Source organism: Citrobacter sp. Igbk 16, from assembly GCF_028069755.1.
Classification (GTDB): Bacteria; Pseudomonadota; Gammaproteobacteria; order Enterobacterales; family Enterobacteriaceae; genus Citrobacter.
The window spans coordinates 25,969-47,578 of the sequence record NZ_JANEWJ010000022.1 but is presented as its reverse complement, the minus strand read 5'-3'; the positions used below and the strand labels follow the sequence as shown (position 1 = coordinate 47,578).

Genomic DNA, 21,610 nt, shown 5'->3' with positions numbered 1-21,610 from the left:
AACTATGCTAACTGCTGATAAAATAGCCTGTTAGCACTTAGGTTTACTCCCCTGCGGCGGTAAATAACGCAGTGGATCAATCGCCGTTGCGCGATAGCGAATCTGGAAATGCAGGCGTACAGATGCCGCATCAGTGCTACCCATGGTGGCAATTTTCTGCCCGGCCTTCACGCTCTGCCCGTTGTTCACCAGTAGCGTATCATTATGCGCATAAGCGGTAATGTAATCCTCACTGTGTTTAATCATGATGAGGTTGCCATAGCCCCGCAGCTGGTTGCCGACATAAACTACCTTCCCTGCCCCCGCAGCATAAACCGGTGTGCCGCGCGCAGCTGAGATATCAATACCCTTGTTGCCGCCATCCGCCGTTGAATAAGGCAGGATCACTTTTCCGCTGGCTGGCCACAGCCAGCAGCGTTGTCCCACCGGCGGCCAGGATGACTGCGGTACGGAGGACGACGGTCTGACTGCCGCTGTTTTTGTAGAAGATTTTGTGGTGCTCTTGCCGGTAGTCGGGCTGGTTTTCGTGCTACCGCTAAGCTTCAGCCTTTGCCCTACTTCGATGGTATAGGGAGGAGATATGTTGTTGAGACGGGCGAGATCCCTGACGCTGGTACCGGTAGAGCGCGAAATCGCGTACAGCGTATCGCCACGCTTCACGGTATACGTAGAGCCGGAATCAGATGAACTGGAACATCCTGCAACGATCAGGCTGCCTACCAACATTATCAAGATATAAAAGCGTTTACTCATCAGACATTCTGCACTAAACACGAACGTTCACCTCCAAACCAGAGGTAATTATCATACCAGCCAGCCGGACGATCCCCAATCGCTTCGGCTCAACCTGATGTATTAAACGGATATCCCTGTGCAATAATATCCATCAGCGCGGGCAAGTAAGGCATGGACGGTAATTTCACCAGCGCCGGATAAAATATTTGTGGCGAGGGGAATACATCCACCACGTAGCACTGGCTGAGTTTATCCGCGTCGACTTCTGAAGAGGGTAGCAATGTCGCGGCTTCAAGGCCGGACTCCAGCCAGTCGAGGATCACTCCCGGCTGTGTGATATGCATGATCACCCTGGCGTTCACACCAGATTTACGAAACAGATCCATGAGCATTTCGTAAGTCCCTGAATCCTTCGCTCTGTGCAACAACACCAACGGCAGTGCCGCCAGTGATGTGTAGTTATAGGGATTCGATGGTGGACCCGACAGACATTTTTTATTGATAACCGCCACCAGCTTAATCGGGTCAAAAGAAACATAATCAAAACCTTCACTACGATAGGGCCGTTGTATTAGCGCCAGGTCAATTCCACCTTCCGTTAATAACGTTTCAAGATGGCTAGAGTCAGTAACTGAAATATTTATCGTGGTTTCTGGATTACGTCGATGAACCTCCATCAATAACGCTTTAAAATAATTCTGATAGAGATGCGTTAATCCAATTCTTAATTCAGTTCGGTTTTTCTGCGCAATGTCTGCCGTTTCGCGAGCCGTGTCCTCAACCTGACGTAATATTTCACAGCCTTTTCGATAGAGGAAAAATCCGGCTTCCGTGGGTTCAATACGGTTTCCGCGGCGCATAAAAAGCGATACCTGAAGTTCTTCCTCCAGTTCCTGAATTCGTTTACTGAGTGGCGGTTGCGCCATGTTCAGCGATTTCGCCGCCTGGCTGACGGAACCTTGCTCCACCACCCGACAAAAATACCGTAAGCGCTTCAAATCCATCATGATCACCTGTAGTTTCATTTATCTCCAGTATCACACTTACCTGGGAAAATAAAAAGCCAGCCCATTACACATCATATTGGTTAATCACTATTTAACACGTCATTAAAATAAACTTTTTTGATCTACTGACCATCCGGTAAACGGTATTTGTTTAAAAGCGCCATGGGAAATATTGTGCCGGCAGCGAAACTTCTTTTCCAAAGGAACATCCCATGGCAAATGCTGATTACAAAACACCCTCAACAGTGCATGATTTACGCTCCGCACTCGAACTTCTTAAAACACTGCCCGGCGAATACGTTGAGACCAATACCGAAGTTGACCCACACGCTGAACTCTCCGGTGTTTATCGCTATGTTGGCGCAGGCGGCACCTGCCAGCGTCCAACACGCAAGAACGGTCCAGTAATGGTCTTCAATAAAATCAAAGGATTTGCAGATATCAGCGTAGCAATTGGCCTGAACGGCTCACGTCAACGTGTCAGTCATTTTCTTCAGTGTGAACCTGAAAAACTGGGGCATCTGCTGAAGGATTCTGTGGAAAACGCAATCGCACCGGTAATAGCCCAGGGGAGTGCCGTATGCCAGGACGTCGTGCATCTGGCGAGCGATGCCGATTTTGACCTGCGTAAATTACTGCCTGCACCAACCAATACCGAAGAGGACGCTGGTCCCTATATCACTATGGGCCTGTGCTATGCCTCGGACCCGGAAACCCACGAATCCGACATCACCATTCACCGTCTGTGCGTACAGAGCCGTGACGAGCTCTCGATGTGGCTGACACCGGGCCGCCATATTGATGCGTTTCGTATGAAAGCAGAGGCTGCCGGACGGCCACTACCGATCTCTATCAGCATCGGGGTGGACCCCGCGATTGAAATTGCCGCCTGTTTTGAACCCCCCACTACCCCACTGGGCTTTAACGAACTGAGCATCGCGGGCGCACTGCGCGGGAAGGCGGTTGAGATGGTTCAGTGTAAAACCATCAACGAAAAAGCCATCGCGCATGCCGAGATCGTGATTGAAGGCGAGCTGCTGCCAAACGCACGTGTACGGGAAGACCAGAACACCAATACCGGTCGTGCTATGCCCGAGTTTCCCGGCTATACCGGCGAAGCCAAAGAGTCTATCCCAGTCATCAAAGTGAAAGCCGTGACACACCGCATCAACCCTATCTGGCGCACCACCGTAGGTCCAGGCGAAGAACACGTCAATATGGCCGGGATCCCTACCGAAGCCAGCATTCTGGATATGGTTGAACGTGCCATGCCGGGAAAACTGCTCAACGTTTTCGCCCACTCTGCAGGCGGCGGTAAGCTGCTGGCAGTTCTGCAGTTTAAAAAATCATCCCCGGCGGATGAAGGCCGTCAACGTCAGGCGGCTTTGCTGGCTTTCTCTGCGTTCCCGGAACTGAAACATGTCATCCTGGTAGATGAAGATGTTGATATTTTCGACAGCGACGACGTGCTATGGGCTATGCAGACCCGCTATCAGGGCGATGTCGATACGATTACGATCCCCGGTGTCCGCTGCCACCCTCTCGATCCGTCACAAGTACCAGAATACAGCCCGAGCATTCTGCAACAAGGGATGTCCTGTAAAACGATTTTCGACTGTACGGTGCCATTCCACCTAAAGCACAACTTCCAGCGTTCTGCATTTAAAGATGTGGATGTGAAGCGCTTCCTGCCGGATTTCGAATAAAGGAACGCACCATGACAGCACGCATCATCATAGGTATCAGCGGAGCATCCGGATTTCAGTACGGTGTAAAAGCGCTGGAGCTGCTTCGCCCGCTTCCCGTTGAGGTCCATCTGGTTGTCTCGAAAGGCGCAGAAAAAACCTGCGAACTGGAGACGGATTACCGCCTGGATGAAGTTATGGCACTGGCTGACGTGGTGCATCCCATCGCTAATCTTGGGGCAGCTATCTCCAGCGGTTCATTTAAAACGCTGGGTATGCTGATTGCGCCTTGTTCAATGCGCTCACTGGGCGCAATCGCCCACAGCCTGACGGACAACTTGCTCACCCGGGCAGCGGACGTGGTACTGAAAGAGCGACGTCGTCTGGTGCTGCTAGCCAGAGAAACGCCGCTGAACCTCGGTCATATTCGCAACATGGCCGCCGTCACCGAGATGGGTGGAATTATCTTTCCGCCAGTGCCGGCGCTTTACCAGCGTCCGCAAACGGCAGACGACATCATTACTCATAGCGTTAATCGCGCGCTCGATTTGTTTGACCTTGAGATCAACAACATCCCTCGCTGGGGTGAAGGCGAACTACGTTTTAATTAACAGGATATTCTGCAATGCTAATCGGCCCATATGTAAATGGCTCCGCCGTCATAATTGGTGGACTAGTTGGCGCAATGGCGGGCGGTAAGCTCCCCGAACGCGTCAAAACAGCGCTGCCAATGACCTTCGGTCTGTGCTCCGTTGGTTTAGGCATCACCCTGGTGCTAAAAGTAAAATATATGCCCGCCGTGGTCCTCGCCATGGTGATTGGTGCAATTCTTGGTGAGCTACTGCATCTGGAAAAGGGCATTGGCAAAGCCGCTGGCTCCACGCGTGGTTTGATCAATAAAGTTCTGCCGCCGGTCAACGGGCTTGGCCATGATGAATTCACCGAGAAATTCGTCGCGATTCTGGTGCTCTTTTGCGCCAGTGGCACCGGCATTTTCGGTGCGATGACCGAAGGTATGAGTGGCGATCCGTCGATTCTGTACATCAAAACGATTCTGGATCTATTTACCGCTGGGATCTTCGCGACGCTGTTAGGTTACGCGGTGATGACCATTGCTATCCCACAAATCATTATCCAGGTCGCGCTGGCGATGCTGGCAGTGGTTATTCTGCCGATGATCACCCCGGACATGATGGCGGATTTTTCCTGTGCTGGCGGATTGCTAATGGTCGCGACCGGATTGCGCATCTGCAACATTAAACTATTTCCGGTCGCCAACATGCTGCCAGGGCTTGTTTTGGTAATGCCTTTGTCCCATTTATGGGCTACCCTAGTGGCCTGAGTACATGACCCGGCGGGTTTGTGCCGGGTTATTTTTTCTTTTCAGGAGTTGTCATGGCCGGGGAACATGTCGTTTTGCTGGATGAGCAAGATATACCTTCAGGTATACTCGAGAAGTATGCCGCCCACACCCACAATACCCCTCTACATCTCGCGTTTTCCTGTTGGATTTTTAACGACCAGGGACAACTGTTGGTTACCCGTCGTTCACTGCACAAAAAAGCCTGGCCGGGTGTCTGGACAAATTCGGTGTGCGGTCATCCACAATCAGGGGAAACAACTGAAGACGCCATTATCCGTCGCGCCCGCTTCGAGTTGGGAGCTGACATTCGCGCACTCACGCCCGTATACACTGATTTTCGCTATTGTGCCGCAGATCCCAGTGGAATTGTGGAAAATGAAGTTTGCCCGGTATATGCCGCACAGCTAATCAGCACGCTACAGCCTAATGCAGAGGAAGTGATGGATTCTCGGTGGAGCAATCTTGAGGATGTGTTATGCGGGATTGACGCTACACCGTGGGCCTTCAGCCCGTGGATGGTAATGCAGGTTTCAGACGATAAGGCACGTAAATTATTGCGCGCATTTTCCAACGGTCATTAATTGCCGGATAACAACGCAAAAGCGTTTTATCCGGCCTACGAATCGTCTCCGCGTAGGCCGGATAAGGCATCAGCCACCATCCGGCAGTTCACATCTTACTTAACCGGACGCATTGCCGGGAACAGGATCACGTCGCGGATGGTGTGACTGTTAGTAAACAGCATAACCATACGGTCGATACCAATACCCAGACCAGCAGTCGGCGGGAGACCATGTTCCAGAGCGGTGACGTAGTCTTCGTCGTAGAACATCGCTTCGTCATCGCCTGCATCTTTAGCGTTAACCTGATCCTGGAAACGCTGTGCCTGATCTTCAGCATCGTTCAGCTCGCTGAAACCGTTACCGATTTCGCGACCGCCAATGAAGAATTCAAAGCGATCGGTGATTTCCGGGTTTTCATCATTACGACGCGCCAACGGAGAAACCTCTGCCGGATATTCGGTGATGAAGGTCGGCTGAATCAGGTGCGCTTCCGCCACTTCTTCAAAGATCTCCGTCACGATACGGCCCAGACCCCAGCTCTTCTCAACTTTGATGCCGATAGATTCAGCAATCGCTTTCGCTGAGTCGAAGTTGTCCAGATCCGCCATATTGGTTTCCGGACGGTATTTCTGAATCGCTTCGCGCATGGTCAGTTTTTCGAACGGTTTGCCAAAGTCGAAGACTTCTTCACCGTAGGGCACTTCGGTCGTTCCAAGAACGTTCTGTGCCAGAGTACGGAACAACGATTCGGTCAGTTCGATCAGATCTTTGTAGTCCGCATAAGCCATGTAGAGTTCCATCATGGTGAACTCAGGGTTATGGCGAACAGAGATGCCTTCATTACGGAAGTTACGGTTAATTTCGAATACGCGTTCGAAACCACCAACCACCAGACGCTTGAGGTACAGTTCCGGCGCAATACGCAGGTACATGTCCAGATCCAGCGCGTTATGGTGGGTGATGAACGGACGTGCTGCCGCACCGCCGGGGATCACCTGCATCATTGGGGTTTCAACTTCCATAAAGCCGCGGCCCACCATGAACTGACGGATACCAGCCATAATCTGTGAGCGCACTTTAAAGGTGTTGCGGGATTCATCGTTAGAGATGAGATCCAGGTAACGCTGGCGGTAACGCGCTTCCTGATCCTGCAGACCATGGAATTTATCCGGCAGTGGACGCAGGGCTTTGGTCAGCAGACGCAGCTCGGTGCAATGGATGGACAGTTCGCCGGTTTTGGTCTTAAACAACTTACCTTTCGCGCCGAGGATATCGCCCAGATCCCATTTTTTGAACTGCTCGTTGTAGACGCCTTCCGGCAGATCGTCGCGCGCAACGTACAGCTGAATACGGCCGCCAACATCCTGCAGCGTAACGAATGATGCTTTACCCATAATACGACGGGTCATCATGCGGCCAGCAACGGATACCTCAATGTTCAGCGCTTCCAGCTCTTCGTTTTCTTTCGCGTCGAAGTCAGCGTGCAGTTGGTCTGAGGTATGATCGCGACGGAAATCGTTCGGGAACGGAATCCCCTGCTCACGCAGGCTAGCCAGCTTCTCACGACGCGTTTTCAGTTCATTGTTAAGGTCGGCTACCGCGTCAGCGCCCTGTGCGTGTTGTTCAGACATGTTGGTTCCTCATAACCCTGCTTTCAAACTTGCTTCGATAAATTGATCCAGGCTGCCATCCAGCACTGCCTGCGTGTTGCGGGTTTCAACCCCGGTACGCAGATCTTTAATGCGGGAGTCATCAAGGACATAAGAACGAATCTGGCTACCCCAGCCGATGTCGGACTTGGTGTCTTCCATCGCCTGTTTCTCGGCATTCTTCTTCTGCATTTCCAGTTCATAAAGCTTTGCTTTCATCTGCTTCATGGCCTGGTCTTTGTTCTTGTGCTGGGAACGGTCGTTCTGGCACTGCGTTACAATCCCGGTCGGGATGTGAGTGATACGCACCGCAGATTCCGTACGGTTAACGTGCTGACCGCCCGCCCCCGAGGCGCGGTAAACGTCGATACGCAGGTCTGCCGGGTTGATATCGATATCAATATCATCGTCAACTTCCGGATAAACAAACGCAGAACTAAACGACGTATGGCGACGGCCACCGGAATCGAACGGGCTCTTACGTACCAGACGATGTACACCGGTTTCCGTGCGCAGCCAACCGTAAGCATATTCTCCAGCGATTCTGATGGTCACGGATTTAATACCCGCCACTTCGCCTTCAGACTCTTCAATAATTTCCGTCTTAAAGCCGCGAGCTTCAGCCCAACGCAGATACATACGCATCAGCATGCTGGCCCAATCCTGCGCTTCGGTACCGCCGGAGCCGGCCTGAATATCAAGATAGCAATCTGCGCTGTCATATTCACCGGAGAACATACGACGGAATTCCAGCTGTGCCAGTTTATCTTCCAGCGTATCGAGTTCTGCTACGGCTTCGTTAAAGGTTTCTTCGTCGTCGGCTTCTACAGCCAGTTCCAGCAGGCCGGAGACATCTTCCAGGCCCTGGCTCATCTGGTCGAGCGTGTCGACAATGGCCTCAAGGGAAGAACGTTCTTTACCCAGCGCCTGTGCGCGTTCGGGTTCGTTCCAGACGTCAGGCTGTTCCAGCTCGGCGTTTACTTCTTCCAGACGCTCTTTCTTAGCATCATAGTCAAAGATACCCCCTAAGAACGTCAGAGCGTTCCGTGAGGTCCTGAATGCGGTTATTTACCGGATTAATTTCAAACATGGTCTGATTTCTTTTATTGAACGAGTCAAAATGCGGTTATAAGAGCGGGATTGTAACCAATTCACGCTCTTTTTTATAGATATAGTGACGCTAAAGTGGCCAGATATTATCGATAATAATTTGCAATGAGCGGTTGCCGCGAAACTCATTAATATCCAGTTTGTAGGCAAGCTGAACTTCGCGAACACCGTTATCCGGCCAGCAACGGGTGTCGACGTTAAACGCAATACCGTCCAGCAGCGGCCCGCCGCCAACCGGTTCCACCATCACTTTCAGGTGACGCTCACCAACCAGGCGTTGCTGGAGCAGGCGAAAATGTCCATCAAACAGCGGCTCCGGGAACATTTGCCCCCACGGACCGGCATCACGCAGCATTTGCGCGACTTCCATGGTCATCTCTGCCGCACTCAGCGGACCATCAGAGACTACCTCACCCTGTAATAAAGCAGGGTCTAGCCATTCTGTTACCAGCTCGCCAAAACGCTGCTGGAAATGCTCGAACTGCGCTTCTTCCAGCGACAGGCCTGCTGCCATCGCATGTCCACCAAACTTGATGATCATGCCGGGATAAAGTGTATCCAGACGCTCCAGCACATCACGCATATGCAGTCCCTGGATCGAACGTCCGGAACCTTTTAAGGTGCCATCCCCCGCAGGAGCAAAAGCGATTACCGGACGATGGAAACGCTCTTTAATACGCGATGCCAGAATGCCGACCACCCCCTGGTGCCATTCGGGATGATACATCGCCAGGCCCCCCGGGAGAGTGTCACTACTGCGCTCCAGTTTTTCACACAGGGTCAGAGCTTCTGCCTGCATCCCCTGTTCAATCTCTTTTCGCGTCTGGTTGAGTGCATCCAGTTCATTGGCCAGCATACGCGCCTCACCAATGTTATCGCACAGCAACAGCGCAACGCCGACGGACATATCATCCAGACGACCTGCCGCGTTCAGCCGAGGGCCAAGCGCAAAACCTAAATCACTGGCGGCCAGTTTAAGCGGGTCGCGATTGGAAATCTCCAGTAGCGCCTTAATGCCAGGGCGGCACTTTCCCGCACGAATTCGGCTTAAACCTTGCCACGTCAGGATACGGTTATTGGCATCCAGCGGCACCACGTCCGCTACTGTGCCCAAAGCAACCAGATCAAGCAAATCGGCCAGATTAGGCGGTGCGATACCACGTTCATCAAACCAGCCTTTGTCACGCAGGAAGGTGCGCAGCGCCAACATCAGGTAGAAGGCTACCCCCACGCCTGCCAGCGATTTCGACGGAAATTCACAGTCGTGCAGGTTAGGATTGATGATTGCTTCCGCGCCCGGCAGCGTATCACCGGGTAGGTGGTGATCCGTCACCACCACCGGAATATTCAGCGTTCTGGCATGCTCAATCCCCGCATGAGAAGAGATGCCGTTATCCACAGTAACGATCAGTTGAGCGCCCCGGGCATGCGCCTGATCCACGACTTCCGGGCTTAAGCCATATCCGTCTTCAAAACGGTTGGGCACCAGGTAGTCAACATTACTACAGCCCAACGCACGCATCGCCAGGATGCTCAGTGCCGTGCTGGTCGCACCATCGGCATCGAAATCCCCCACCACAATGATGCGGGTTCCTTCGCGAAAGGCGTTATAGAGGATCTCAACCGCTTTTTCGACGCCGTTCAAATGCTGCCACGGCAACATCCCTTTCACGCTACGTTCAAGCTCCTGCGCACTACGCACGCCACGACTGGCGTACAAACGACGCAACAAGGGAGGTAAATCCGCAGGCAGTTCAGCAGTCTCGTCGGCCTCACGCCGACGGAGTTGTATCTGTTGTTTCACGCGAATTATTTACCGCTGGTCTGTTTTTCGTGTGCGTCGAGGAATTCTTTCATCTCTTTCGGCCCCTGATAGCCCGGAACAACATAGCCGTTGCTCAGGACAATCGCCGGTGTGCCACTGACGCCAAACTGCACGCCCAGCGCGTAATGATTCGCGATATCCACATCACAGGTCGCCGCTTTCACGCCCTTACCCGCCATCGCATCGTCAAAGGCTTTGTTTTTGTCTTTTGCACACCAGATTGACTTCATGTCCTGCTCGGCCTGGCTTTCCAGCCCCTGTCGAGGGAAGGCCAGATAACGGACTGTGATGCCCAGCGCGTTGTAGTCTTTCATTTCTTCATGCAACTTGTGGCAGTAGCCACAAGTGATGTCGGTGAAAACGGTGATGACGTGTTTTTCCTGCGGCGCCTTGTAGACGATCATCTCTTTTTCCAGCGCATTCAGATGCTTCATCAGCAGTTGGTTAGTGACATTCACCGGGCTTGCGCCACTTACGTCATACATCGGCCCCTGAATAATATGCTTGCCGTCTTCAGTAACGTACAGCACACCGCTATTGGTCAGTACGGTTTTCATGCCCGCAACCGGAGCAGGTTGAATTTCGGTGCTCTGCACGCCCAGCTTCGCTAATGACTGGCGAATAGCCGCATCGTCTGCATGCACCATGCCTGAAAACGCAGTAGCCAGCAGGGTGAGCATCATAAAACGTTTCTTCATAACCTATCCTTTACTGTCAGCACTCACGCTCGTGGGTGATGCTGTTGATGTAGTTGACGCAAGCGCTCCGTTGCGACATGTGTATAAATCTGTGTAGTCGAGAGATCGCTATGCCCCAGCAGCATCTGCACCACGCGCAGGTCAGCGCCGTGATTGAGCAGATGCGTGGCAAAAGCGTGCCGCAATACGTGCGGCGACAGTTTCTCGCTGTCGATCCCTGCTAACACAGCATAGTGTTTAATACGATGCCAGAAAGTCTGACGGGTCATCTGCTGCGCACGCTGGCTGGGAAACAGTACGTCAATCGATACGCCGTTGAGCAACCACGGACGACCGTGTTCCAGGTATGTTTCCAGCCAGTACACGGCTTCTTCGCCCAGCGGCACAAGCCGCTCTTTGTTACCTTTACCAATCACCCGCACAACGCCCTGGCGCAGACTAATATCGCTCATCGTCAGCCCCACCAACTCTGATACGCGCAACCCCGTGGCGTACAAAACCTCCAGCATCGCTTTGTCGCGTAGCTCAAGCGGTTGGTCGATAAGCGGGGCCTGCAGCAGCCGTTCTACCTGCGCTTCGCTAAGATCTTTTGGCAAACGCTGCGGAAGTTTAGGTGAAGCAAGCGAGGCGCTTGGATCGTCTTCGCGAAATTTTTCGCCATAAAGATGCTGAAAAAAACGCCGCATGGCACTGAGCAAACGTGCTGAACTGGTGGCTTTATACCCGCCATCCATTCGCTCAGCCAGCAATGCCTGCAAATCATCGCTCTGCGCGGTCGCCAGTGAAATGCCACGATGGTGCAACCATTCAACAAGCATTGTCAGATCGCGACGATACGCACTTAACGTGTTCTCCGCCAGATTTCGCTCCAGCCACAGGGCATCAAGAAATTGCTCGATGCGTGCCAGATCTTGTTCCACTCGCGCCCCTTAATTCACTCTCATTTTTGATGCATTATGCCTCATTGTGCCGAGATTGCGGCGATTCTGTTACACTAGCCGCAACGCTACAGCAGAATTGAGATGTTTACGTCATGAACATGGGTCTTTTTTACGGTTCCAGCACGTGCTACACCGAAATGGCAGCAGAAAAAATCCGCGATATCCTTGGTCCCGAACTGGTGACACTGCACAATCTCAAGGATGATTCCCCCGCCCTAATGGAGCAGTATGACGTGCTCATTTTGGGTATTCCAACCTGGGATTTCGGTGAAATTCAGGAAGACTGGGAAGCGGTCTGGGAGCAACTGGACAACCTCAACCTGGAAGGCAAGATTGTCGCGCTTTACGGCATGGGTGATCAACTGGGGTACGGTGAGTGGTTCCTTGATGCTCTGGGTATGCTGCATGATAAACTGGTCACCAAAGGTGTTAAGTTTGTCGGTTACTGGCCAACAGAAGGTTATGAATTCACCAGCGATAAACCCGTGATTGCCGATGGGCAGCTGTTTGTCGGTTTAGCTCTGGATGAAACTAACCAATACGACCTCAGCGATGAACGTATCCAGACCTGGTGTGAGCAAATTCTCGGTGAAATGGCCGAACACTGGTCCTGAAAACCGTGTTGCCGGATGACGGCGTGAATGCCTTCTCCGGCCTACATAGCGCACTAAACTATAGCTGCTCGCCATCGGTCATTCGCCGGCGTTAACCCTGCTTCGCCTGTTGCAGCATTAACCGCCGCAAATCCCGCCACTCTGTGTCATCCATGCTGTCCGCTGCCAGCCACAAATGCTGACGTTTTCCTGCATCTGAACGCAAACGCAGCATCATGCCCGTTTTAATCATCCAGGGTGCACAAACGATAGACCACTCCTGCCCCTGCCAGCGCAGGCGACCGTCCATTAACAGTCTAATCTCTCCCTGACAAGCGTTAATGCGACGCTGACTGCGTACGCTATCAAACACCACCAGAGAGAGCAGCACCAGCCATAATGGGGTGTAACTCAAAGGCCAGGGCATCAATAAAATGAATACCGCAACCAGCCCATGAATGAGCAGAGAGAGCCACTGTGCGCGCCATGAAACGCGTAAATCAGATTGCCACTGGACCACGTTCCCGATTCCGTGTCTGGATGAGTCGCACCATCTGCTCCAGCTGCTCATCAGCCGGTTTCCCATGATTCATCAACCAGTTAAATAAGTCTGGATCATCGCATTCCAGCAGACGGATAAAGATGCGTTTTTCTTCGTCACTTAAGTTGTCATACTCATGTTCGAAAAACGGCATGATAGAGATGTCCAGTTCACGCATACCGCGGCGGCATGCCCAATGAATACGTGCTTTGTTGTTAATATCCATGTTCTTTTCCCTGTCTCGCGAAAACGAAGTATCCGGCTATTGTAACGTGTTTTTCACGCTCTTTTACGGGAATATCAGTAAACGGAAGCGCGATCGCTAAATAAAACCACATTAAGTCAAAGGGTTCACTTTTTTTGGATGTCTCCTCGCAAAGCTTAATATAAGGCACAAACAGGATGTTTAAACCGCTTGCAATAGCCCATAGCTCTTTTACCATTAGTCATTATTACCGCGTTAAGCAAATCAGGACATTATTATGGCTTTTACATCGTTTCCTCCTCGCCAGCCGTTTGCGTCGGCACGTTTGCCTCTGACGCTAATGACGCTCGACGATTGGGCTCTCGCCACCATTACCGGTGTCGACAGTGAAAAATACATCCAGGGTCAGGTCACCGCAGATGTCAGCCAGATGACCGAACAGCAACACCTGCTGGCAGCTCACTGCGACGCCAAAGGCAAAATGTGGAGCAACCTGCGTCTCTTCCGTCAGGCTGATGGCTTTGCCTGGCTTGAACGCCGTAGCCTGCGTGATGCCCAATTAACCGAACTGAAAAAATACGCCGTCTTCTCGAAGGTCGTGATTGCCCCGGATGATGAGCGCGTCCTGCTGGGTGTAGCGGGCTTCCAGGCGCGTGCAGCGCTGGCCAATCTCTTTAGCGAACTGCCAACCAGCGATAAGCAGGTCGTTACCCACGGCGCTTCCACCCTGCTGTGGTTCGAGCATCCGTCTGAACGCTTCCTGCTGATCGTTGATGTCGCAACCGCTGAGATGATTGCAGAGAAACTGCGCGGCGAAGCAGAATTGAATAACAGCCAGCAATGGCTGGCGCTGGATATCGAAGCGGGTATCCCGGTGATCGACACCGCCAACAGCGGTCAGTTTATTCCACAGGCCACTAACCTTCAGGCTCTGGGTGGTATTAGCTTCAAAAAAGGCTGTTACACCGGCCAGGAAATGGTTGCCCGCGCAAAATTCCGCGGCGCCAATAAGCGCGCAATGTGGACCCTGGCGGGTACTGCCAGCCGGGTACCAGAAGCGGGTGAAGATCTGGAGCTAAAAATGGGTGAGAACTGGCGTCGTACCGGTACCGTTCTTGCTGCCGTGCAACTGGCCGATGGTCAGGTGTTAGTACAGGTCGTGATGAATAACGATATGGAAGCAGACAGCGTGTTCCGCGTGCGTAATGATGCGAAAACGCTGCATATTGTGCCGCTGCCGTATTCGTTAAACGAAGAGTAATTAGTAGGCCTGATAAGCGCAGCGCCATCAGGCAATTCAGGGCATGCCGCCGGATGGCGGCGTTGCCTTATCCGGCCTACAAAACATATCCAGGGCGAGGCGTTTACGCCGCCCCTGGGGTTGCACTGGATCTATGCGTGTTACCCAACATACAAATAAATCGCCAGAAAGTGACAAACACTGCCACCCAGCACAAACCCATGCCAGATAGCATGGTTGTAAGGAATACGTTTGCAGACGTAGAAAATCACGCCCAGCGAATACACAACGCCCCCCACTGCCAATAACGTCACACCGCCTGCGGCCAGTTTAATCGCCAGTTGATACACCACAATCAACGATAACCACCCCATCGTCAGATAGGTCACCAGCGACAAAACCTTAAAGCGGTGAGCAATAGTCAGTTTGAATAAAATACCAAGCAGCGCCAGACTCCAGATAACGATCATCAATCCACGCGCCAGTGGCGAATCCAGTCCCACCAACAGAAACGGCGTGTAAGTCCCGGCAATCAGCAGATAAATAGCGCAGTGGTCGAATTTTTTCAGCCAGATTTTCGCTTTCTGATGAGGGATGGCGTGATACAAGGTTGAAGCAAGGAATAGCAGGATCATGCTGCCGCCATACAGGCTATAGCTGGTAATCGCCATAGCACTGGCATTGGTATCCACTGCCTGAACCAGCAACAGCACCAGTCCGACAATCCCAAACACCAGCCCGATACCGTGACTGATGCTATTGGCTATTTCCTCAGCCAGCGAATATCCCTGCGCGATTAATGGCTTCTGAACCATACGTTACTCCGGTAAAACGAACACTTTCGTGATTGCGTCTCTAGCGTAACTGAGAATGGTTCCAGTGAACACCTGTTAGCTAAAATATTTATCAAATAATAAATAATCAATAAAAATCATACAATTATATTTTATATTTCAGCTAACAACTGTACCAGTCAAGTTAAAGACATTTAAAATCAATCACATAAAATTGCGTTTGATCCGGGTAAATCTCGGCAATCACCTGTTTAAGTTCTTCAAGCGTCATGTTTTCCTGCTGGGCATGTTTTTCCGTTAGCGTATCCAGTGTAACGGTTGAAGTGCCGACAACTTCAATCGTGCAGAAGTAACCATCATCCTCGAAGCGCCCAACGCGCAGAATATCGCCGGCTTTGAAGTGTGATTCAGACTCATCACGAATGGTGATGGTCTTACGTCCGGCCAGAATGTCATCCTGGAAGCGTTGAAAAAAAGTGATGTCATTTGGCTGCATGTTATTATTCCCTGTAGATGAAGTCTGATGAGTGAGTTTTGCCATTGTGAGTATGTTCTCCCACGCTGCCATCGCCAGTCTCAACAATCTTGAGATGCTGGTCTATAACTATGTCATCAAAAACCGTGACAAAGTCATGTACATGACCATTCGCGAACTGGCCGATGCCGTGGGCGTATCCACAACTACCGTGTTGCGCTTTTGCCGCAAGCTTAAATGTGAGGGCTACTCAGAATTTCGCGTACGCTTTAAATTATATTTAGAGCAGAATGAACCGCAACAGGCTAATTTTGGCGCCAGCGAGATAATTAGCTTTTTTAAAGGCGTAAACAATGACGAGTTTGATAAACTGCTCGAACAGGCTGTTGATATTATATTATCTTCCGAGCGTATCATATTCGTCGGTGCGGGAACATCAGGGGCGCTTGCAAAATATGGCGCACGTTTTTTCTCCAATGTGGGTAAATTCAGTAACCATATCGACGATCCTTATTTTCCGGTAACCAATGATATGGCCAGAAACGCGCTGGCGATTGTCCTGTCCGTCTCTGGCGAAACAGAGGAAATCCTGCGTTTCGCCAGCCAGTTCAGCCTACATAACTGTAAAGTCCTGTCGATTACCTGCCATGAGCACTCACGACTGGCGAAACTCGCCGACTTTAACCTCTCCTGGCACGTACCGCAAACCCGCATTGCGGGGGTCTATGATATTACCACGCAAATTCCTGTTATTTATATTCTGGAATCACTCGGCCGCAAGCTGGCGAAAAGATTAGCGTAAAAAAAACAATATGTTTTTTTGATGTAACAAATCACATTTCCGCTATTTTGTTATATCGTGACATTTATCTTTCCTTTGTTAGACTCAAAATCAGATTGTATTAATTTGAGACTGAGCGCAGATGAAAAAACTTACCTTACCAAAAGATTTTTTATGGGGCGGCGCAGTAGCGGCGCATCAGGTTGAAGGCGGCTGGAACAAAGGTGGCAAAGGTCCCAGTATTTGCGACGTACTGACCGGAGGCGCACATGGTGTTCCCCGTGAGATCACTCAAGACATTGTGCCCGGCAAGTACTATCCCAACCATGAAGCTGTCGATTTTTACAGTCATTACAAAGAAGACATCAAGCTGTTTGCTGAAATGGGTTTCAAGTGCTTCCGTACCTCTATCGCATGGACTCGTATCTTCCCGCAAGGTGACGAATCACAACCGAACGAAGAAGGTCTGAAGTTCTACGATGATATGTTCGATGAATTGCTCAAATACAACATCGAGCCGGTTATCACACTTTCCCACTTCGAAATGCCGCTGCATCTGGTTCAACAGTACGGAAGCTGGACCAATCGCAACGTCGTCGATTTCTTTGTTCGTTTTGCTGAAGTTGTCTTTGAGCGCTACAAGCACAAGGTCAAATACTGGATGACCTTTAACGAGATCAACAACCAGCGTAACTGGCGCGCACCACTGTTTGGCTATTGCTGCTCCGGCGTGGTGTATACCGAACATGAAAATCCAGAAGAAACCATGTACCAGGTGCTGCATCACCAGTTCGTGGCCAGCGCTCTGGCAGTGAAAGCCGCACGCCGCATCAACCCTGAAATGAAAGTCGGTTGCATGCTGGCGATGGTACCGCTGTATCCGTTCTCCTGTAAGCCTGAGGATGTCATGTTCGCGCAGGAATCTATGCGTGAGCGCTATGTTTTCACCGACGTTCAACTGCGCGGCTACTATCCATCATATGTACTGAACGAGTGGGAACGCCGCGAATTCAACATCCGAATGGAAGCAGGAGATGAGCAAATCCTGCGTGAAGGGACCTGCGATTATCTCGGCTTTAGCTATTACATGACTAACGCAGTAAAAGCAGAAGGTGGTAGCGGCGATGCAATCTCGGGTTTTGAAGGCAGTGTGCCAAACCCACACGTAAAGGCCTCCGACTGGGGCTGGCAGGTAGATCCAGTTGGGCTGCGCTATGCATTATGCGAACTGTACGAGCGTTATCAGAAACCGCTGTTTATCGTCGAAAACGGTTTTGGCGCCTACGATAAAGTAGAAGAAGACGGTAGCATCAACGATGACTATCGTATCGACTATCTGCGTGCTCATGTCGAAGAGATGATGAAAGCAGTAACGTATGATGGCGTGGATCTGATGGGCTACACACCGTGGGGCTGCATCGACTGCGTATCATTCACCACCGGCCAGTACAGCAAACGATATGGCTTTATCTATGTGAATAAACACGACGATGGCACCGGCGATATGTCGCGTTCGCGCAAGAAAAGTTTTAACTGGTACAAAGAAGTGATTGCCAGCAACGGCGAGAAACGTTGATTTTTGCCGGATGGCGGCGTAAACATCTTATCCGGCCTACAGGTTATGCTCCCGTAGGCCGGATAAGCGCAGCGCCATCCGGCAATTAAATGCCTACTTCCCGCCCGCCAGCTCCAGAAAACTGCCCGTCACGTAAGAGGCCTTTTCGCTCAACAACCAAACTATCGCCTGCGCGACCTCTTCCGGCTGTCCGCCTCGCTGCATCGGCAAAATGGGTTTCACGCGATCAACCCTTCCTGGCTCTCCACCTGACGCATGCATCTCAGTGTAGATCAGGCCCGGTCGTACGCAGTTTACACGAATCCCCTGTGCCGCCACTTCCAGCGCCAGTCCGGTCGTTAACGAATCCACAGCGCCTTTCGATGCGGCATAATCAACATATTCGAAAGGCGCACCAAGTCTTGATGCTGCTGAAGAAACATTCACAATCGCCCCACCCTGACCACCGTGTTTTAACGACATCCGTTTTACCGCTTCCCGACAACACAGAAAATAGCCAGTCACATTGGTTGCCAGGACACGATTGATTCGCTCAGCCGTTAGGTTCTCCACCGTGCTCTGCTCAAACAAGATCCCAGCATTATTGACCAGTGCAGCCAATGGTTCGCCTTCGCGGTCAATAGCATCGAACATCGCCACCACCTGGCTCTCATCACTGATATCCGCACGCAGAATAAACGCGCGCCCTCCAGCAGCGATGATGCGATTGACCACCTCCGTTGCTGCGCGAATATTATGATGAAAGTTAACCGCAACCGTGTAGCCCTCTTCTGCCAACTGCAACGCTGTTGCCCGTCCAATACCACGACTGCCGCCAGTAACCAGTGCGATTCCCATGCTTTCCTCCAGATATGAAAAGGCCGGGAGGCGGCTTCGCCTTACCCGGCCAGGAAACGGCTTTACTACGCGAAAAAGTTACTGATATTCACTCATCGGTACGCAAGAGCAGAACAGGTTACGGTCACCGTAAACATCATCGAGACGCTTCACGGTCGGCCAGTATTTGTTCGCGACACCCGCCGGGAAGACAGCGATTTCGCGGCTATAACCGTGAGTCCACTCAGACACCAGTTCATTCTGGGTATGCGGAGAGTTAACCAGCGGGTTATCTTCCAGCGGCCACTCACCGACTTTCACGCGCTCGATCTCAGCGCGGATAGCCAGCATCGCATTGATAAAGCGATCCAATTCTACTTTGCTTTCGGATTCCGTTGGTTCGACCATCAGCGTACCCGCAACCGGGAATGACATGGTCGGCGCATGGAAACCATAATCGATCAGACGCTTGGCAATATCCAGTTCGCTGATACCGGTCTCTTCTTTCAGTGGGCGAATATCGAGAATACATTCATGAGCCACACGGCCATCACGACCGGTATACAGCACCGGATATGCATCCTTCAGACGGCTGGCAATGTAGTTGGCATTTAGAATAGCCACCTGGCTTGCCTGCTTCAGGCCTTCTGCCCCCATCATGCGGATGTACATCCAACTGATTGGCAGAATAGATGCACTACCGAACGGGGCCGCAGAAACTGCGCCCTGACGGGTGAGCATCCCTTCAATCTGTACCACACTGTGGCCCGGCACGAACGGTGCCAGATGCGATTTAACGCCAATTGGTCCCATACCTGGGCCGCCGCCGCCGTGCGGAATGCAGAACGTTTTATGCAAGTTGAGGTGCGATACATCTGCGCCGATAAAGCCTGGCGAAGTGATACCAACCTGGGCGTTCATGTTCGCACCATCAAGGTAAACCTGACCGCCAAACTGATGCACAATTTCACATACTTCACGGATGGTTTCTTCATATACGCCGTGCGTAGACGGATAGGTGACCATGATGCAAGAGAGGTTTTCACCCGCCTGTGCCGCTTTTTCGCGCAGATCGCCAAGATCGATGTTACCGTTCTTATCACACGCAACAACGACGACCTGCATACCTGCCATTTGAGCAGAGGCCGGGTTGGTACCATGCGCAGAAGCCGGGATCAGGCAGATATCACGATGACCTTCATTACGGCTTTCGTGATAATGACGAATTGCCAGCAGGCCAGCATATTCGCCCTGTGCACCGGAGTTCGGCTGCATGCAGACAGCGTCATAACCGGTCAGTTTTACCAGCCACTCGGAAAGCTGGCCGATCATCTGGTGATAACCTTCTGCCTGTTCTGGCGGGCAGAACGGGTGCAGTTCGGCAAATTCCGGCCAGGTGATTGGAATCATCTCAGCTGCCGCATTAAGCTTCATGGTGCAGGAGCCCAGCGGGATCATCGCCTGGTTCAGCGCCAGATCTTTACGCTCCAGCGAGTGCATGTAGCGCATCATTTCAGTTTCGCTATGGTAGCGATTAAATACCGGATGGCTGAGGATTGCGTCATCACGCAGCATGCTGTCCTGAATAGAACGGCTGTCGAGCGCTACATCTTTATCCAGCGCGTCGATGTTCAGGCCGTGGCTGTCGCCCAGCAGAACATTGAACAGCTGCACCACGTTTTCACGGGTGGTGGTTTCATCGAGCGTGATACCTACTGCGTTATGAATATCGCTGCGCAGGTTGATTTCAGCCGCCTCAGCACGCGCCAGTACCGCCGCTTTATCGGCCACTTCTACACACAAGGTGTCGAAGTAATGCGCATGTCGCAGCTTCAGCCCTTTCTGTTGCAGACCCGCCGCCAGAATATCGGCCAGGCGGTGGATGCGGTTAGCAATACGTTTCAGGCCTACCGGACCATGATAAACAGCATACAGGCTGGCGATGTTGGCCAGCAGGACCTGCGAGGTACAAATGTTGGAGTTCGCTTTCTCGCGACGGATATGCTGCTCACGAGTCTGCATCGCCATACGCAGTGCGGTATTGCCCGCCGCATCTTTCGATACGCCGATAATACGGCCTGGCATGGAGCGTTTGAATTCGTCTTTAGCAGCAAAGAACGCTGCGTGCGGACCACCGTATCCCATCGGTACGCCGAAACGCTGTGCAGAGCCGAACACAATGTCTGCGCCCTGTTTACCCGGGGCGGTCAGCAGAACCAGCGCCATAAAATCGGCAGCAACGCTGACCACGACCTTACGGGATTTCAACTCAGCAATCAGTTTGCTGTAGTCGTGCACTTCACCGGTAGTACCAACCTGCTGTAACAGCACGCCGAACACATCCTGGTGATCCAGTGCTTTTTCCGCATCATCGACGATAACGTCAAAACCGAAGGTTTGTGCACGGGTACGCACGACATCCAGGGTTTGCGGATGAACATCAGCAGCGACAAAGAAACGGTTGGCGTTTTTCAGCTTACTGATGCGTTTTGCCATCGCCATAGCTTCAGCTGCAGCGGTGGCTTCATCCAGCAGAGATGCGGATGCCATGTCCAGCCCCGTCAGGTCCAGCGTCACCTGCTGGAAGTTCAGCAGCGCTTCCAGACGGCCCTGAGAAACTTCTGGCTGATACGGCGTGTACGCGGTGTACCAGCCCGGGTTTTCCAGCATGTTGCGCAGGATAACCGGCGGCAACTGCACGGCGGTGTAGCCCATGCCAATGTAGGACGTGAAGCGCTTGTTACGCCCGGCGATGGCTTTTAATTCAGCCAGCGCAGCGTATTCGGTCGCCGCCTCGCCTACCTGCGGCGGGGTTGCGAGCTGAATGTCTTTCGGCACAATCTGGCCGATCAGCGCGTTTAACGACTCGGCGCCTACCGCATTCAGCATCTCTTGCTGCTGCGCGGCGTCCGGTCCGATGTGGCGTTCAATGAAAGCGCCGCTGTTTTCAAGCTGGCTTAACGTCTGTGTCATGGGCGATGGTTCCTGAAACGTGCAGTGAATCGTGATTGTC

Annotated in this window: 21 protein-coding genes; 8 read left to right on the top strand and 13 right to left on the bottom strand. The window is 52.0% G+C overall.

Annotated elements, in window-relative coordinates:
* Positions 1 to 30: 30 nt before the first annotated feature.
* Together actS and NNO03_RS15245 are read right to left on the bottom strand one after the other, a co-directional pair.
* Positions 31 to 753 (bottom strand): amidase activator ActS, encoded by a 723-nt coding sequence (gene actS, locus NNO03_RS15250; RefSeq protein ID WP_271442494.1) that lies wholly within the window; start codon positions 751 to 753, stop codon positions 31 to 33.
* A gap of 89 nt (positions 754 to 842) precedes the next feature.
* A complete protein-coding gene (locus NNO03_RS15245; RefSeq protein ID WP_271442501.1) occupies positions 843 to 1,739 on the bottom strand; it encodes a LysR family transcriptional regulator in 897 nt (298 codons plus the stop codon).
* Positions 1,740 to 1,954: 215 nt separating this feature from the next.
* On the opposite strand from NNO03_RS15245, the gene NNO03_RS15240 reads away from it, so the two are divergent.
* The 4 genes from NNO03_RS15240 to idi are packed head-to-tail and all read left to right on the top strand — an operon-like array spanning position 1,955 to position 5,371.
* Positions 1,955 to 3,448 (top strand): UbiD family decarboxylase, encoded by a 1,494-nt coding sequence (locus NNO03_RS15240; protein ID WP_271449891.1) that lies wholly within the window; start codon positions 1,955 to 1,957, stop codon positions 3,446 to 3,448.
* Between the two features lie 11 nt (positions 3,449 to 3,459).
* The gene (locus NNO03_RS15235; protein ID WP_271449890.1) at positions 3,460 to 4,038 is read left to right on the top strand and encodes a UbiX family flavin prenyltransferase; all 579 of its coding nucleotides are present in this window, start codon (positions 3,460 to 3,462) and stop codon (positions 4,036 to 4,038) included.
* A gap of 14 nt (positions 4,039 to 4,052) precedes the next feature.
* Positions 4,053 to 4,769 (top strand): DUF554 domain-containing protein, encoded by a 717-nt coding sequence (locus NNO03_RS15230; RefSeq protein WP_271442491.1) that lies wholly within the window; start codon positions 4,053 to 4,055, stop codon positions 4,767 to 4,769.
* 53 nt (positions 4,770 to 4,822) lie between these two features.
* Positions 4,823 to 5,371 (top strand): isopentenyl-diphosphate Delta-isomerase, encoded by a 549-nt coding sequence (gene idi / locus NNO03_RS15225; protein WP_271442490.1) that lies wholly within the window; start codon positions 4,823 to 4,825, stop codon positions 5,369 to 5,371.
* 95 nt (positions 5,372 to 5,466) lie between these two features.
* On the opposite strand, the gene lysS is transcribed toward idi, so the two are convergent.
* The 5 genes from lysS to xerD all read right to left on the bottom strand — a co-directional run bounded on the left by lysS (position 5,467) and on the right by xerD (position 11,555).
* Complete coding sequence (lysS, locus tag NNO03_RS15220; RefSeq protein ID WP_115642921.1) at positions 5,467 to 6,984, bottom strand: lysine--tRNA ligase; 1,518 nt, start codon at positions 6,982 to 6,984, stop codon at positions 5,467 to 5,469.
* A 9-nt stretch (positions 6,985 to 6,993) separates the two neighbouring features.
* Positions 6,994 to 8,092 (bottom strand): peptide chain release factor 2 gene (gene prfB, locus NNO03_RS15215; RefSeq protein WP_096878465.1). Its coding sequence is split into 2 segments (ribosomal slippage): positions 6,994 to 8,016 and positions 8,018 to 8,092, totalling 1,098 coding nucleotides; the frame shifts between segments, so codons are not numbered across the junction.
* A gap of 90 nt (positions 8,093 to 8,182) precedes the next feature.
* On the bottom strand, positions 8,183 to 9,916 hold the full coding sequence (gene recJ, locus NNO03_RS15210; RefSeq protein ID WP_271449889.1) for a single-stranded-DNA-specific exonuclease RecJ: 1,734 nt from the start codon (positions 9,914 to 9,916) through the stop codon (positions 8,183 to 8,185).
* Positions 9,917 to 9,921: 5 nt separating this feature from the next.
* Positions 9,922 to 10,635: a bifunctional protein-disulfide isomerase/oxidoreductase DsbC gene (gene dsbC, locus NNO03_RS15205; protein WP_101742745.1), complete on the bottom strand. Its 714-nt coding sequence runs from the start codon at positions 10,633 to 10,635 to the stop codon at positions 9,922 to 9,924.
* 23 nt (positions 10,636 to 10,658) lie between these two features.
* Positions 10,659 to 11,555: a site-specific tyrosine recombinase XerD gene (gene xerD, locus NNO03_RS15200; protein WP_005123354.1), complete on the bottom strand. Its 897-nt coding sequence runs from the start codon at positions 11,553 to 11,555 to the stop codon at positions 10,659 to 10,661.
* A gap of 113 nt (positions 11,556 to 11,668) precedes the next feature.
* On the opposite strand from xerD, the gene fldB reads away from it, so the two are divergent.
* The gene (gene fldB / locus NNO03_RS15195; RefSeq protein WP_271442487.1) at positions 11,669 to 12,190 is read left to right on the top strand and encodes a flavodoxin FldB; all 522 of its coding nucleotides are present in this window, start codon (positions 11,669 to 11,671) and stop codon (positions 12,188 to 12,190) included.
* 91 nt (positions 12,191 to 12,281) lie between these two features.
* On the opposite strand, the gene NNO03_RS15190 is transcribed toward fldB, so the two are convergent.
* Together NNO03_RS15190 and sdhE are read right to left on the bottom strand one after the other, a co-directional pair.
* Entirely contained in the window at positions 12,282 to 12,689 is a 408-nt protein-coding gene (locus NNO03_RS15190) for a protein YgfX (protein ID WP_271442486.1), read from the bottom strand.
* Complete coding sequence (sdhE, locus tag NNO03_RS15185) at positions 12,670 to 12,936, bottom strand: FAD assembly factor SdhE (RefSeq protein WP_005123351.1); 267 nt, start codon at positions 12,934 to 12,936, stop codon at positions 12,670 to 12,672. The genes NNO03_RS15190 and sdhE overlap by 20 nt, the downstream gene beginning before the upstream one ends.
* Positions 12,937 to 13,192: 256 nt before the next feature.
* Between sdhE and ygfZ the strand changes: the two genes are divergently transcribed.
* A complete protein-coding gene (gene ygfZ / locus NNO03_RS15180) occupies positions 13,193 to 14,176 on the top strand; it encodes a tRNA-modifying protein YgfZ (RefSeq protein ID WP_271449888.1) in 984 nt (327 codons plus the stop codon).
* A 140-nt stretch (positions 14,177 to 14,316) separates the two neighbouring features.
* Here ygfZ and NNO03_RS15175 read toward each other — a convergent pair whose 3' ends face one another.
* A complete protein-coding gene (locus tag NNO03_RS15175) occupies positions 14,317 to 14,970 on the bottom strand; it encodes a hemolysin III family protein (protein WP_271442484.1) in 654 nt (217 codons plus the stop codon).
* Positions 14,971 to 15,133: 163 nt separating this feature from the next.
* On the bottom strand, positions 15,134 to 15,445 hold the full coding sequence (gene yqfB / locus NNO03_RS15170) for a N(4)-acetylcytidine aminohydrolase (RefSeq protein ID WP_202037821.1): 312 nt from the start codon (positions 15,443 to 15,445) through the stop codon (positions 15,134 to 15,136).
* A gap of 52 nt (positions 15,446 to 15,497) precedes the next feature.
* On the opposite strand from yqfB, the gene NNO03_RS15165 reads away from it, so the two are divergent.
* Positions 15,498 to 16,226, top strand: coding sequence for a MurR/RpiR family transcriptional regulator (locus NNO03_RS15165; protein WP_271449909.1), 729 nt, complete (start codon positions 15,498 to 15,500; stop codon positions 16,224 to 16,226).
* Positions 16,227 to 16,347: 121 nt separating this feature from the next.
* A complete protein-coding gene (gene bglA, locus NNO03_RS15160) occupies positions 16,348 to 17,781 on the top strand; it encodes a 6-phospho-beta-glucosidase BglA (RefSeq protein WP_271449887.1) in 1,434 nt (477 codons plus the stop codon).
* Between the two features lie 93 nt (positions 17,782 to 17,874).
* On the opposite strand, the gene NNO03_RS15155 is transcribed toward bglA, so the two are convergent.
* Both NNO03_RS15155 and gcvP read right to left on the bottom strand, forming a co-directional pair.
* Entirely contained in the window at positions 17,875 to 18,618 is a 744-nt protein-coding gene (locus NNO03_RS15155) for an SDR family oxidoreductase (protein WP_271449886.1), read from the bottom strand.
* A 78-nt stretch (positions 18,619 to 18,696) separates the two neighbouring features.
* Positions 18,697 to 21,570: an aminomethyl-transferring glycine dehydrogenase gene (gene gcvP, locus NNO03_RS15150; RefSeq protein ID WP_271441219.1), complete on the bottom strand. Its 2,874-nt coding sequence runs from the start codon at positions 21,568 to 21,570 to the stop codon at positions 18,697 to 18,699.
* Positions 21,571 to 21,610 lie beyond the last annotated feature (40 nt).